Here is a 12,594-nt window from a genome sequence, read left to right on the forward strand (position 1 = left end):
GACATGACCGATCAAGAACATGGGGTGGCCGTGCCGGCGCGCCGCATACCGTTTCCCACCTCCATCAGTGCCGAAGCGCGGGCCAGGCTTGAACAGCTCGTCGGGGCGGATGGCGTCCCGCTGAATGCGCGCTACACGATGCCACTGCCGGAGGATCATGCCGGATGGATGGCGGTCAAAGCCGCGGCCGATGGGCACTATGCCGCTGCGGTAAAAGGGCTGGCCGGCACGCTCCGCTCACAGGTCGAGACCGTCCACACGGACGGTGCGACGCTTCACGTCGCGACACCGGAGACCATATCGAATCCGGAATGCGCCTATCTGGACTTTCACGGCGGCGCGCTGGTGTTCGGCGGCGGGGATGCATGCATCGCCCAGGCGCGGATGCAGGCGGATCAGCATGGGGCACTATGCTACGGCGTCGACTACAGAATGCCGCCGGAACATCCCTACCCCGCCGCACTCGACGATGCGATGGCAGCGTACCGCCACGTTCTGGCGCGCCATGCACCAACCCGCATCGTCGTGGGCGGGCGATCGGCAGGCGGTAATCTGGCCGCGGCCATGCTCCTGCGCGCCAAGGACGAGGCGCTTCCGATGCCGGCAGGGCTGGTCCTGCTTTCACCTCAGGTCGATCTGACCGAGTCCGGCGACAGCTTTCAGGTCAACCAGATCGTCGATGTTGTGCTGCCCGGCTCGCTGATGCGGAACAACGAGTTGTACGCCGGCGGGGCTGACCTGTCGCATCCCCATCTGTCTCCCCTGTTCGGCGATCTCGCGGGATTCCCCCCGAGCTTCCTGCAATCAGGCACGCGGGACCTCTTCCTGTCCAACACGGTACGGATGCACCGCGCATTGCGCCGGGCGAGCGTGGACGCGGAACTGCATATCTTCGAGGCTATGCCGCACGGTGGCTTTCAGGGAAACGCACCGGAGGACCACGACCTGGCGGCCGAGATGTCCCGGTTTGTCAAAGCCCGTTGGCGATGACGCGCGCTCCCGAAACTCGATCGTTTCGAGACAACTGGCGGCCTGACGAGCGGCCGCTATCCGCTTCGGGATTCCCGATAGATGCGGGGCGGCAAAGTCCTAATTTCGGCCATTCCGGTCGCCGCGTCGAGCAAGGTGAACGAACGGCCGCTTTCAGAGTCGTTGAGCTATCTCGCACGACTGCTAATGGGGCGCATAGCCGCCGGCACCACGAGCGGGAGCTAAAACGGCTATTCACAATCATTAGCGGTCAGGAAACATATTGCGGGTGGAGAGCGTGCTGGAGGCCGCCGTGATGATCTGGCTCGCAAAGATATTCGGCGCTTGGCTGCTCACAATCGTGGCCGTGCCGATCATTGGCGATCTGCTGCTAGGCAAACGCGGTGCGTCGGCGCCCTCATGGGGATACGGCCATCGACGTCCGGCCGCCGTCCTGTCACCCACGCCTAGGTTGTGGAAGTTCAGGGACGACAGCGCGCCCTCAACGGGGTTTGCGGAAGCGGTAAATGATGCGGTCAGTCTTTCCGCGGATCGCGGGATCGAGCGACAGCTTCGAATGATCGTCGGCGGAATTGCGCAGCAGATCGGACTCGGCTTCGAGCTTAAACCCCGCGCGCTCGAAATCCGCGCGGAGCACCGCCGGGTCGATGCGGTGGAGCTTTCTGACGACCGCGCGTGTGTCGCCGCCGGGCGCGGCGACGTGATCGACGACGCCGACAATCCCGCCTGGCTTGGTCGCCGCGAAGATTTTGGCGAGGAACGCGTGCGGGTCCATCCGCGGAAACTGGAACTGTTCGTTCTCCCAATAGGCGTCGTGATAGACGAGGTGCATTAGCACAAAGTCGAAGCTCGCAGGATCAAGCGTCAGATCGGCGGCGGTGCTCGAGATCAGGTGGACGCTGGGAACGCGCGCGATCAGGCCGGCAAAGTTCTTCTTGCCTGCATCGTCGAGCAGATTGGCGGGCTCCCACGCGACCACCGCACCCTTGGGACCGACCGCGCGGCCCATGATCTCGGCATAATAGCCGACGCGCGTGAACGGGGCCGCGGTCCCGGTGAACAGGTCGAGCGCGCGGTCGCCCTGTTCAAGCCCGAGAAACTTCAGCACCTCGACGGGCTTGCGGCTTTCGTCGAGCGCGACCGCCTCGGCCGGCCTCCCGGGAGCGGCGACGGCCGCCCGCACATCGGCGGGAGCGGCTTGGACTGTCGCCATTGGCAGTGGCGCGGCGAGTATAAGCGGCAGCAGGAGCGGTTTCAGAATGCGCATTTGGTTTTCTCCGATGGTGACGCTCACTGGAGGACGAAAGCGCTTTCCGTCTCAGTCCGGAATCAGGTGAGGTTCCTCGACGTCTAATCTGTCTGGCCGACCGCAGACCAATCGCGCTCCCCACCGCCAGCACCGATGATCGCGTCCATGCGCGAGGCGATCAGCTCAGTCAGCGGCAGATCGGCGTCGCCTGCCGCCGCGAACGCCAATCCCACGTCCTTGCGGCCCAGCCGCATCGGGAACCCCGCCGGCTCGAACCGCTGCTCCGCGATGATCGGGCCGTAGCTCCCGATCAGGCGATTGCCGTAGTTCACGTCGAGCAGCAGCGCCGCCATCCGATCCGCGGCGATGCCGTGGGCGGCGACGATGCGGAACTGTTCCGTCAGCATCTGCATGATGGCCGGGATGCCGGCGTTGAGCGCGACCTTCGCTGCCGCGGCCATCACCGGGCGGTCGCCGACCCGTTGCGTCCCCGCCCCGATCGCGTCGAACAAGGGCTGTGCGACATCCAGATCCTCCGCCGCGCCCGCCGCGATCACCGACAGCTTGCCTGCCGCCGCGACGTCCGGGCGGCCCAGCACCTGCGCCGACACGAAACGCTGTCCCGCCGCGGCGTGCGCCGCCGCCAGTCTGGCGGTGAGGTCCACGCTGACCGTGCTGCACGAAATATGGAGCAGGTCGGGACCTGCCGCGAGCAGTCCGCCGTCCCCGAACACGACCGCCTCGACGGCCGCGTCGTCGGCCAGCATGGTCATGACGGTGCCGGCCCGGGCGGCCGCGGCGAGGTCGGCGGCGACTTTCGCACCCCGAGCGGCGAACGGCTCGGTCTTGGCCCGGTCCCGGTTCCAGACGGTGACCTGGTGACCGGCCGCCACGAGATTATCGGCCATGCCCGAGCCCATCTGCCCGAGCCCGATAAGTGATACATCCATTTTCAACTCCTCTAGCTCCGAAGGCCATGGCGATCTGAGCTGACCAACCAGGCGACATCGGCGTTGCTCTTATGCGTCGACCATATCGGCAACGTGCGCGACGAGGCCGGTTTGGCCCGGCGCAACATGGTCGGCCATGGTGTGGCGATCGGGGAAGTCACCGCCATTTTGCGACCGGAAGGGGATCGGCGTGTCGGAGAACAGCCCGGTGAGACGCACACGCCATGCTGCCTTGATCACCTCCACTTCTTCCGCCGTGGAAACGTGACCCGCGCCATAGACCGCGTGCGTAGGGAGCACGTCCATGCCGGGGTAAAACAGCGCGCCATGGGTCAGCGGGAACAGCAGTTGCTCGATCGGCCCGTTGATACCCCGCGGGCCATAGTCGGCCGCTGGGCCGCCTGCCTGCACGTTGACCAGCGCTCGTTTGCCCTTGAGGATGCCTTCGCCAAAGCGGAACTCGTTGGAGCCATTCTGATAGCCGTAGGCAAAGCCGAAGGCATAGACCCGCTCGATCCAGCCCTTCAGGATCGCGGGCACGCCGTACCACCACAGCGGGAATTGCAGGATCACAGCATCGGCCGCGAGCAGCTTCTGCTGCTCAGCGATCACGTCGGGCGTCTGATGTCCGCTTCCGTAAGCATGGCCCGATTCCATGATGAAAGACAGCCGCTCGGGGTTGTCACGCACTGGAAAGTCATCGGCATCGTACACCGCCTTCCACTTCATGCCGTAGAGGTCCGAATGAATCACGGTGTGCCCCGCTGCCGACAACGTCTCAGCAGTCACATCGACCAACTGCCGTGTCAGCGAAGTGGGTTCGGGGTGCGCGTAAACGATGAGAACTTTCATGATGATCTCTTCTTGATAGTTGGGGGGTAGTCAGTATTCGACGACGATCTTGCCGAAATGGCCGCCAGATTCCTGGAGCCGGAAGGCGTCCGCGATTTCGGCCAGCGGAAAGGAGTGGTCGATCACCGGGTGGCCGTGAACGGCGTCGATACCGCGGATCAGGTCCAATTGGTGTCGGCGACTGCCGACGATCAGGCCCTGGAGCCGTTGCTGCCGCACCATGAGCATGGCTGTTGGCACGTCGCCCGCCATCCCGGTCAGCACGCCGATCAAAGAGATGTGGCCGCCGACACGTGCGGCCTTGATCGACTGCGTTAGTGTGCCTGGGCCGCCTACTTCCACGACATGGTCCACGCCCGTGCCGCCCGTCAGGTTCCGCACCCGGTCGCCCCAGTTCTCGTCCTGGCGATAGTTGATGACGTGCGCAGCGCCCATCGTGCGAAGCCGCTCCAGCTTCTCGTCGGAGGAGGAAGTCGCGATCACCGTGGCTCCCATGGCCCGCGCGATCTGCAGCGCGAAGATCGACACGCCGCCCGTGCCGAGGACCAACACGCTGTCGCCGACCTTGAGGCCGCCGTTGACCACCAAAGCCCGCCAGGCTGTCACACCGGCCGTAGTCAGGGTCGCGGCGGCGGCGTGGCTCCATCCTGCCGGCGCGCGCGTGAAGGACGTGGCGGGCGCCACCACGACCTCCCGGGCGAAGCCGTCGATCCCGTCGCCCGGCGTGGTGGTGAAATCGGCAAGGGTGGCCTCACCGTCCAGCCAGGTCGGAAAGAAGGTGGATACGACATGGTCGCCGGGCTTGAACTCCGTGACCCCGGAACCGACCGCCTCCACTACCCCGGCGCCATCCGCCATGGGGATGCGTCCATCAGCGCATGGCAGCCGTCCTGTCACTACGCCTAGATCGTGAAAGTTCAGGGAGGTGGCATGCACACGCACGCGGATGGCGTTCGGTCCGGGATCGCCGGGGTCGGGAAGGTCCACCAGCGCCAGGCCGTCGAGTCCTTGCTGTGGATGAGCATGAATAGCTTTCATAGGTAAACTGATATCCGTGCCGTCGATTGAAGCGCCGCGGGATTTAGCCCGCTCCGAGCCTAAATGGTGCGGCCACCCTGGGTATTGAAATCGAACGTTTTATGTGTCGTTATCGACACGATGGATACCAGGAACCTCGATCTCGGACTTCTCGTGACGCTTGAGGCCCTGCTTGCGGAGCGCAACGTCACACGCGCTGCGCGCCGGCTGAACCTCAGCCAGCCTGCTTTGTCGGCACGGCTGGCGCGGCTCCGCGAAGCGCTGGGCGATCCGCTCCTGATCCCGGGCCAGCGCGGAATGATCCTGACCCAGCGGGCGCTCGAGATGATGCAGCCACTGCACGAGGCACTGGAGGGTGTTCGCCGCGTTGTCGAGCAAGGAGCGACGATCAATCCGGAGACCCTGCGTGCGACCGTGGTGATCGCGGCGAGCGACTACGTCCAGTATGCGCTGCTGGCACGCTACTCGGTTGCCTTGCGGGCCGAGGCGCCGATGATCCGCATCGCCTGGCGGGCGTTGGACGTGATGGCACTCACGACACAGTTGGAGCGTGGCGAGGTGGACCTGGCCTTGGCAGCGCCCCAACACGCGCCGGCGGCGATGCGCCAGCGCCGACTCTACGAGGAGGAGTATGTGGTCATCGCGCGACAGGGGCATCCAGCCGTAGGCGGTACCCTTGATCTGGACTTGTTCTGCGCGCTGGACCACGTCGTGGTTTCACCTCAGGGCGGCGGCTTTGCCGGGCCCACCGATGCGGCTCTTGAGGCGATCGGCCGCCGTCGTACCGTCGCCTTGTCCACATCGGGCTTCCTGATCGTGCCGGAGATCGTGTCACGATCCGATATGATCGCGCTGATCCCACGCCGGATCGCAGACGGTTGGTCAGACCGGGTGCAGGTGCTGGAACCGCCGCTCCACATACCCGGATTTGTCATCACCAGTATCTGGCACGAACGCACGACCAACCATCCAGCACAAAGCTGGCTACGAGACAGGCTCGCTGCGTTGGCATGACGTTCCGCCCAACGTGTAAAGACTAGGCCAATTTTCCCAAAACACGATCGAGTGCCGGGACGCGCAAATAACAGCTCTCGACCGAGTCCGTCGTTCGACGAAATCTTTGTAAACTGCGGCTTCGTCCCAGACCCGACCTTTGAGACCGTCGGCAAGTATGTCCGCTTTCAGGTGATCGTCAGACGATCCGCTATGATTGGCATTAGGGCACTATGCCGACTTAAGATCGGCGGGAACGAACGGCAGCTTCCAGGCAGCGCTCGATCCACTTCGAAGGGCCGAAATTGGGGCGCATTGCTGCCTGGCTGCTCACGCCGAAAGCGGTCCGACTGATCTTTGGCCGTTAGCCGACCGTCGGCTTTCGGAATCGAATCGGCCAAAGCCGTCGATGACGTGGTAGTTCTCACGCGCCGTGTCGCTCCTGAAAGCCGACAACCAGGCCTTCGTTGACCCAACAAGCGAGCCACCGTCCGGCGCGCGCTATGCCCTCCTGCTCGCCGAAAGCATCCACTGCGCTCTGGCATAATTCCGCGAAGGAAAGCCCCGCGCGTAGTTGGACAAGTGCCTGACGCTCATAGTGATCGACAGCACGGAAGCATGAAACCTGGTCCCGCCGCCAGACGAGCACCGCGCCGGCCGCGTCGAGACGCTCGGCCGCGGGGGGCGTCTCGCCGGCGGCCAGCGCGGACCATATCGCCGGGGCATCGGTCGCCATATCACCAAGATCGAGCGTCGGTGTCAGGTGGAGAATCGCCCTGTCCCAGTCGATTTCGGCGAGGTCCGCCATCGTGAGCGCCCGCGCGTCCGGGCCGACAAAGGCTTCTTCCAGCGCGAGTTCGAGCCAGGCCAGCTCCACTATTTCCGGATCATCGGGATAGAGAATGCGCAGCGTCGCCGGAAAATCGCGTGCATAGGCATCCAGCGTCCAGCTGCTCGGAGGCACGCGATCGATATGAGTCACGGCTGCGACGACGAACGCCTCGTACCCGATCCACGCCCGCGTCCGCGCGAAACTTGCCTCCAGGCAACCGACGAGCTGCGCGCGATAATTGTTCTGGTAGACACGAAGGCCCGGGCCTGCGGAAGCGCCGAACCGGCGGGCAGCGCCGCCATTCTCGTCGACTAGCCAGGCGCGGAAGTCGCGTTGAAGTGCGAGCAGCGTCATGCCGCGTCTGCCAAAGCGCCCGCGGCGATCCGCCGTGCGACGCTCAATTCGCCCAGCAGGTCGGCGAGCGGCGGGATGTCATCGTCACGCTCGATCATCGTGGCGACGGACCCGAGGCGCGGGAGGACATGGGCGTAGAGATCCCAGACCGACGCCGGCACGGCGCGGTCGTGCGTATCGATCAGCAGCTCCGCCCCCTGGCTGTGGCCGGCGAGATGGATCTGGCGCACCCGCGCGTGCGGCACGCCATCGAGATAGGCGAGCGGGTCGAAGCCATGGTTGCTCGCGCTGACGAACACATTGTTGACGTCGAGCAGCAAGTCGCAGCCGGTTCGCGCGCACATCGCGTCGAGAAACGCCCATTCGGTCATGTCCGCGGGTGTGAAAGCGATATAGCTCGACGGGTTCTCGATCAGCATCGTGCGGCCCAGCGCGTCCTGCGCGCGGTCGATATTGGCGCAGACAATGTCGAGCGCTTCCTCAGTATAAGGCAGCGGCAGCAGGTCGTGCGAGCTGAACCCCTCGCTCCGCGTCCAGCTCAGATGGTCGGACACGAGCAGCGGCTCGATCTCGTCGATCAGCAGGCGGAGGCGCTGCAGATACGCGCCGTCGAGACCGTCGGCCGAGCCGATCGACATCGAGACGCCGTGCAGCGCCACCGGATAGCGCATGCGGATGTCGCGCAGGATCTGGCGGGGGCGACCGCCGTCGACCATGAAATTCTCGGAGATCACCTCGAGGAAATCCACCGCGACGCGGTGTTCGAGGAACTCGGCATAATGCGGCTTGCGCAGGCCAAGGCCGAAGCCGGCGAAGTTAGTGCTCATCGGATCATCCCTGAAGGGCAGGATCGGCCCGGCGACGCGATCGCCGGGCCGGACTGGATCATTTGGCCTCGGTCAGGCTGCCGCCGGCGGCCTTGCACGCCTTGGCGGTCATCGCCTTGAAGCCGTGGCCCTTGCACTCGTTCTGGCCCTTGCACTCGTTCTTCGCGGTCTTGCAGTCCGACGTGCCCTTGCAGGTGTTGATGCCATAGCAATGGACCGTCTTTGCGCTCACGCCATCCTTGGCGATGGCGGCAGTGGGGACGGACGCCGCTGCGATGGCGACGATGGCGGCGGAAGCGGCGACGCTGAGGCCGGTGCGGGTGATGATCATGATGGGAAACTCCAGAAAGGGTTCAGCCGGAATGGCTTCCCTCATTCGCGGTGGCTCGTCCCCCGGTTACAGCCGACGCGAAATTACCAGCGGAGGAGACGCGGCCCGAGTAACGCCCCGAGCAATGTCGCGAGCAGGATGCCGAGCGAATACCAGGTCAGCACGAAGACCGCCGATACTTCCGGACAGTGGAGGCAATAGACCGTCGCGGCGAACGCCCCTGCTGCGAGACCCGCCGCCGCGCCGGCCGCGCGTAGCCGCGTCGGCGCAAGCCGGCGGAAGGACCAGAGCAGACCGATGAAAATCGGAACAGCCAGTCCGAGGACACGCGTCGGACATGTCCTCCAGCTATGTCCCAGCCACATCGCCAGCCAGTCGGCAGGCGGCGTCCGCGCCAGCTCGAGCAGGCCGACGCACGCAAGCAGCACGATGGGGATCGCCGTCAGCCAAAGGGCCCGCAGCGGACGGCGTTCGGGTCGGGCGAGCTGCACGATCAGGGCCAGCGCCGCGACGGAAAGCGAGAGCGTGTAGCCCCACTTCATCCAGAACGGAAAGCCGTGCATTGCCGTGGCGAGATCCGGGCGGATTCCCATCCAGGCGATCACCAGAACGACGGATGCGAGCCCCCCCAGGCCCACACCTGCCAGAACCCGGCGCCCTACCGCGCCGCGTCGTACCGGCCCGGCATCGTGCACCAGCCGGGAGATGAGATCGTCCGTCTTCATCGCGCGGCCCCCTGGATGCGTACCATCAGGGCTTTCAACCCGCGGTGCACCGACACCTTTACGTCGGATTCGCCGATACCGTCAGCCTGCGCGGCCTCTGAAACGCTGAGTCCTTCGATCCGCGTGGCACGGATCATCCGGGCCTGCTTGAGCGGCAATTCGGCGAGGAGTTGTTCGACATCCAGTCTTGCGAGCGTACCGCTCTCGAAATCCTCCGCGACCAGCATCTCTTCCAGCCCCTCGATCGGACGCAGGCGGCCCGCTCGCCGGAAGTGGTCGATCATCTTGTAGCGTGCGATCGCGAACAGCCATGCCGTGAAGGCGCGATCCCGATCATAGGTGGAGCGGCGCGTGTGCACCGCGATCAACGTTTCCTGCACCAGATCCTCGATGTCGTCGTCGGAGCCGTTCGCGCGCCGCCGATAGAAGCCCCGAAGCAGGGGAACGAGCAGGCGCAGCAATGTCGCATGGGCCGCGGCGTCGCCGTCGAGCCCATCCGCCATCAATCCGCGCAAGACTTCCTCACTCGCCCGCATTCGTGCTCCTCAGCCCCTGTTCGGCGAAGCCGGCAACGAGGTTACAGGCCCGCGCAAATTTTTTTCTGCGCTTTGGCTGTAACGCATGCTCCGCGCCGCCCGAATTATCCGGCGTGACACGGGCATGCCGCCTCCTCCCCGGTCACCGCGCGGCCCGGCTCCCCTGTCCGGGCCGCGCGCAGAGGCATCAGACAAGGAAAGACCCATGCGTACTACCCATGCCACGCTTGCCGCCACTCTGGCGATCGCTTCGGCGGCCGCCCTCGCCGCTCCGGCATCCGCCCAGACCAAACCCGCGATGGAAAAATGCTACGGCGTGTCCCTCGCCGGCAAGAATGACTGTGCCGCCGGCCCGGGCACCAGCTGCGCGGGGACCTCGAAGGTCAACTATCAGGGCAATGCCTGGAAGCTGGTCAAGGCCGGTACCTGCACCACGATCAAGACGCCCAAGGGCAACGGCTCGCTGAAGCCCAAGGCCTGATGCCGGCAGGCCGGGCCGCCGATGGCGCCCGGCCGCGCCCTGCCGGAGATGATCATGACTTCTCTTCTCGCACTCCATGACCGCCTTGCGCGGCATATCGCCATGCTGATGCCCGACGCGTTGCTGCTGTTCGTCGCACGGCTTGGTATCGCTGGCGTGTTCTTCCTGTCGGGCCGCACCAAGGTCGATGGCATCCTGCACATCACCGACGGCACCTATGAACTGTTTCAGACAGAATATGCGCTGCCGCTGATCCCGCCGGGCGTCGCAGCCGTCGCCGCGACAGGGGCCGAGCATCTGTTTCCGATCCTGCTGGTGATCGGCCTGATGACTCGCGCCTCGGCGGTGGCACTGTTCGTCATGACGCTGGTCATCCAGCTTTTCGTCTATCCCGACGCATGGTCGACGCATCTCAGCTGGGCGGCGATCCTGCTGGTGCTGATCGCTCGCGGCGGTGGCGCCTGGTCGACGGACGCGGCACTATCGAAGATGGCGGGGGAAGCGATCGATCGAAAGGCACGGCGCGCCTGACCCATCGGATCGAGGATCTCGGCGCAAATGCGGAGCGACCGGTAAAACGGGCTCCCCGGGCGAACACAGAGCCATGACCACGTCTCTGACCTTTCTGGGTTTTGGATCGCTCGCAACGATAAAACTGACATGGCTCGATCGAGGATTTTTCATGATTTGCCACCTGCTTATTCGCCTGAAGAATTGGTTACCTGGCGTGGCGGCAGCTGCTACCTTGTTAGCCAGCTTCACACCAACGGCGTGGGCGGCTCCACAGGCGTCTTCCAATTCGACTACGACCTATCACAGGATGCAGATCGACGGCGTCGGGGTTTTCTATCGCGAAGCCGGACCGAAAGATGCGCCGACAATCGTCTTGCTGCATGGTTTTCCGACCTCGTCTCGCCAGTACGAAGCGCTGATCCCGCTGCTGGCCACCCGATACCACATCATCGCGCCGGATTACCCGGGCTTCGGACAAAGCGACGCACCCGAACCGTCCGCCTTCCCCTATACGTTCGATCATCTCGCGAAGGTGATGGATGACCTGCTGGTACGCCTCAAGATCAGCCGCTACAGCCTGTACATTCACGATTACGGCGCTCCAGTAGGTTTCCGGATGATGCTCGCACATCCAGAGCGATTGGACGCGCTAATAACGCAGAACGGCAATGCTTATCGAGAAGGCTTAGGCAAGAAATGGCCCGGCATTGCTAAATTTTGGGCTGATCCGAAAGGTCATCCGGAGGTCCTTGATACCTTCTTGTCTTTCGAGACCACGATGCAGCGTCATACAGCGGGCACAACGCATCCAGAGCGCTATAATCCGGACGCTTGGATAAACGAGTTTGCGTACCTTGCAAAACCAGGTCAACGCGCGATCCATTCGGCGTTGCTCTACGACTATCGGAACAATGTCGCGGCCTACCCGCAGTGGCAGGCCTGGCTTCGCGAACGTCAGCCGCCGACCCTGGTTGTATGGGGAGCCAATGACCCTTCCTTCATCGCCGCAGGGGGCGCGGCGTTTAAGAGAGATTTGCCTGACGCGGAAATTCACTTGCTCGATGCGGGCCACTTTGCGCTCGACGAGAAGACCGACGAAATTGCCCACCTAATCCTCGATTTTATGGCCCGGCGTTCGGAGTAAGTTTCGATAAACTAGGTTATTTCCTTCTGTTGGCGAGTTTGCGAGAAAGCATTTGCGGCTGAAATAACCTTCTCTCCTAGCCGCCGACCCGGCGTTCACTCAAAAGTGCCATTTGCTCACCGCCAAGTGAGCGGCCGCCTCGCGTTTCTGACGCGCGGCAGCGAGGCCCACATCGGGATATTTGCAGAAGCTGAGCAGCTTCTCCTTGCCGTCGAACCGGTATTTCAGGCGCCACAGCTTCGATCCGCTGGGCTGGACGAGAAGGTGCAGGCCGCCCCCGTCGGATAGCTTGAAAGGCCGCTGCCGACGCTGGGTGTATTTGACCTCGAGGTCCTTCAACGGCACGTGGGGGTATCGCCTGTTTTCGAACAGGCCGAAAATACCCCAAAAAATGCCCCCATTAGACGAGTCGTTTCAAGTATCAGACTAGTTGAGCTGATGAAGGACGGGCATGCCCTCAGCGACCGCAAGCCTCGAAGTCGTTGCGCGGCACCGACGAGCGCGCCGTAGCCGCTGTAGTCGACACGGGCACGAAGCAGCCATTCGAGAAGCGGCTGACCAACTTCGCCGAACAGGATGCCCGTCGCCGTGACGACGCCTGTCCAGAGCAACGTCGACCGCCAACCGTGTCGCCGTAAGCCGACCGGTGCCAGCCTTCCCGCCTCCACGAAGGTCCACATGAGCGCCAGGCCGGCAAGCAGCAGGACGTGAAGCGGGATGGCGGCCGGGAGGAAGACAAAGGCGACCACCTGGCCGCACACGAGAACACCGTGAAGGTT

The 12,594-nt window shown here is 64.1% G+C and carries 15 protein-coding genes; 5 read left to right on the forward strand and 10 right to left on the reverse strand.

The window, feature by feature from the left end; all coding sequences use genetic code 11:
* The first annotated feature begins 3 nt into the window (after positions 1-3).
* The gene (locus OK349_RS04030) at positions 4-990 is read left to right on the forward strand and encodes an alpha/beta hydrolase (protein WP_265116532.1); all 987 of its coding nucleotides are present in this window, start codon (positions 4-6) and stop codon (positions 988-990) included.
* A gap of 481 nt (positions 991-1,471) precedes the next feature.
* Here the strand turns inward: OK349_RS04030 and OK349_RS04035 are convergent, their stop codons facing one another.
* From OK349_RS04035 to OK349_RS04050, 4 genes are all read right to left on the reverse strand, one after another.
* Positions 1,472-2,203: a class I SAM-dependent methyltransferase gene (locus OK349_RS04035; protein ID WP_265116533.1), complete on the reverse strand. Its 732-nt coding sequence runs from the start codon at positions 2,201-2,203 to the stop codon at positions 1,472-1,474.
* A gap of 137 nt (positions 2,204-2,340) precedes the next feature.
* Positions 2,341-3,189: an NAD(P)-dependent oxidoreductase gene (locus OK349_RS04040; RefSeq protein WP_265116534.1), complete on the reverse strand. Its 849-nt coding sequence runs from the start codon at positions 3,187-3,189 to the stop codon at positions 2,341-2,343.
* A 69-nt stretch (positions 3,190-3,258) separates the two neighbouring features.
* On the reverse strand, positions 3,259-4,041 hold the full coding sequence (locus tag OK349_RS04045) for an NAD(P)H-dependent oxidoreductase (RefSeq protein WP_265116535.1): 783 nt from the start codon (positions 4,039-4,041) through the stop codon (positions 3,259-3,261).
* Positions 4,042-4,071: 30 nt separating this feature from the next.
* A complete protein-coding gene (locus OK349_RS04050; RefSeq protein WP_265116536.1) occupies positions 4,072-5,079 on the reverse strand; it encodes a zinc-dependent alcohol dehydrogenase family protein in 1,008 nt (335 codons plus the stop codon).
* Between the two features lie 120 nt (positions 5,080-5,199).
* On the opposite strand from OK349_RS04050, the gene OK349_RS04055 reads away from it, so the two are divergent.
* On the forward strand, positions 5,200-6,093 hold the full coding sequence (locus OK349_RS04055; protein WP_265116537.1) for a LysR family transcriptional regulator: 894 nt from the start codon (positions 5,200-5,202) through the stop codon (positions 6,091-6,093).
* A 403-nt stretch (positions 6,094-6,496) separates the two neighbouring features.
* Here the strand turns inward: OK349_RS04055 and OK349_RS04060 are convergent, their stop codons facing one another.
* From OK349_RS04060 to OK349_RS04080, 5 genes are all read right to left on the reverse strand, one after another.
* Positions 6,497-7,258 carry an HvfC/BufC N-terminal domain-containing protein gene (locus OK349_RS04060; RefSeq protein ID WP_265116538.1) on the reverse strand — a complete coding sequence of 254 codons (762 nt, stop codon included), beginning with the start codon at positions 7,256-7,258 and terminating at the stop codon, positions 6,497-6,499.
* Entirely contained in the window at positions 7,255-8,085 is an 831-nt protein-coding gene (locus OK349_RS04065) for an MNIO family bufferin maturase (protein ID WP_265116539.1), read from the reverse strand. Before OK349_RS04065 ends, OK349_RS04060 begins: the two co-directional genes overlap by 4 nt.
* 58 nt (positions 8,086-8,143) lie before the next feature.
* Positions 8,144-8,416: a BufA2 family periplasmic bufferin-type metallophore gene (locus OK349_RS04070; RefSeq protein ID WP_265116540.1), complete on the reverse strand. Its 273-nt coding sequence runs from the start codon at positions 8,414-8,416 to the stop codon at positions 8,144-8,146.
* 83 nt (positions 8,417-8,499) lie between these two features.
* Positions 8,500-9,141, reverse strand: coding sequence for a DUF1109 domain-containing protein (locus OK349_RS04075; RefSeq protein ID WP_265116541.1), 642 nt, complete (start codon positions 9,139-9,141; stop codon positions 8,500-8,502).
* Complete coding sequence (locus OK349_RS04080; protein WP_265116542.1) at positions 9,138-9,677, reverse strand: sigma-70 family RNA polymerase sigma factor; 540 nt, start codon at positions 9,675-9,677, stop codon at positions 9,138-9,140. Before OK349_RS04080 ends, OK349_RS04075 begins: the two co-directional genes overlap by 4 nt.
* Positions 9,678-9,882: 205 nt before the next feature.
* Here OK349_RS04080 and OK349_RS04085 point away from each other — a divergent pair, with 205 nt between their 5' ends.
* The 3 genes from OK349_RS04085 (at position 9,883) to OK349_RS04095 (ending at position 11,815) form a co-directional block, all read left to right on the forward strand.
* Positions 9,883-10,158: a BufA1 family periplasmic bufferin-type metallophore gene (locus OK349_RS04085; protein WP_265116543.1), complete on the forward strand. Its 276-nt coding sequence runs from the start codon at positions 9,883-9,885 to the stop codon at positions 10,156-10,158.
* Between the two features lie 54 nt (positions 10,159-10,212).
* Positions 10,213-10,689 carry a DoxX family protein gene (locus OK349_RS04090; RefSeq protein WP_265116544.1) on the forward strand — a complete coding sequence of 159 codons (477 nt, stop codon included), beginning with the start codon at positions 10,213-10,215 and terminating at the stop codon, positions 10,687-10,689.
* A gap of 73 nt (positions 10,690-10,762) precedes the next feature.
* Positions 10,763-11,815, forward strand: coding sequence for an alpha/beta fold hydrolase (locus OK349_RS04095; RefSeq protein ID WP_265116545.1), 1,053 nt, complete (start codon positions 10,763-10,765; stop codon positions 11,813-11,815).
* A 99-nt stretch (positions 11,816-11,914) separates the two neighbouring features.
* Here the strand turns inward: OK349_RS04095 and OK349_RS04100 are convergent, their stop codons facing one another.
* Complete coding sequence (locus OK349_RS04100; protein WP_265116546.1) at positions 11,915-12,160, reverse strand: Arm DNA-binding domain-containing protein; 246 nt, start codon at positions 12,158-12,160, stop codon at positions 11,915-11,917.
* Positions 12,161-12,594 lie beyond the last annotated feature (434 nt).

It is taken from the genome of Sphingomonas sp. BT-65 (assembly GCF_026107375.2).
Taxonomy (GTDB): Bacteria; Pseudomonadota; Alphaproteobacteria; order Sphingomonadales; family Sphingomonadaceae; genus Sphingomonas.

Coding starts and splice junctions, on each gene's coding strand:
- OK349_RS04035 (WP_265116533.1), bottom strand. CDS start 2,203: ATGGCGACAGTCCAAGCCGCTCCCGCCGATGTGCGGGCGGCCGTCGCC.
- OK349_RS04075 (WP_265116541.1), bottom strand. CDS start 9,141: ATGAAGACGGACGATCTCATCTCCCGGCTGGTGCACGATGCCGGGCCG.
- OK349_RS04080 (WP_265116542.1), bottom strand. CDS start 9,677: ATGCGGGCGAGTGAGGAAGTCTTGCGCGGATTGATGGCGGATGGGCTC.
- OK349_RS04040 (WP_265116534.1), bottom strand. CDS start 3,189: ATGGATGTATCACTTATCGGGCTCGGGCAGATGGGCTCGGGCATGGCC.
- OK349_RS04030 (WP_265116532.1), top strand. CDS start 4: ATGACCGATCAAGAACATGGGGTGGCCGTGCCGGCGCGCCGCATACCG.
- OK349_RS04050 (WP_265116536.1), bottom strand. CDS start 5,079: ATGAAAGCTATTCATGCTCATCCACAGCAAGGACTCGACGGCCTGGCG.
- OK349_RS04085 (WP_265116543.1), top strand. CDS start 9,883: ATGCGTACTACCCATGCCACGCTTGCCGCCACTCTGGCGATCGCTTCG.
- OK349_RS04070 (WP_265116540.1), bottom strand. CDS start 8,416: ATGATCATCACCCGCACCGGCCTCAGCGTCGCCGCTTCCGCCGCCATC.
- OK349_RS04065 (WP_265116539.1), bottom strand. CDS start 8,085: ATGAGCACTAACTTCGCCGGCTTCGGCCTTGGCCTGCGCAAGCCGCAT.
- OK349_RS04045 (WP_265116535.1), bottom strand. CDS start 4,041: ATGAAAGTTCTCATCGTTTACGCGCACCCCGAACCCACTTCGCTGACA.
- OK349_RS04090 (WP_265116544.1), top strand. CDS start 10,213: ATGACTTCTCTTCTCGCACTCCATGACCGCCTTGCGCGGCATATCGCC.
- OK349_RS04055 (WP_265116537.1), top strand. CDS start 5,200: ATGGATACCAGGAACCTCGATCTCGGACTTCTCGTGACGCTTGAGGCC.
- OK349_RS04060 (WP_265116538.1), bottom strand. CDS start 7,258: ATGACGCTGCTCGCACTTCAACGCGACTTCCGCGCCTGGCTAGTCGAC.
- OK349_RS04095 (WP_265116545.1), top strand. CDS start 10,763: ATGACCACGTCTCTGACCTTTCTGGGTTTTGGATCGCTCGCAACGATA.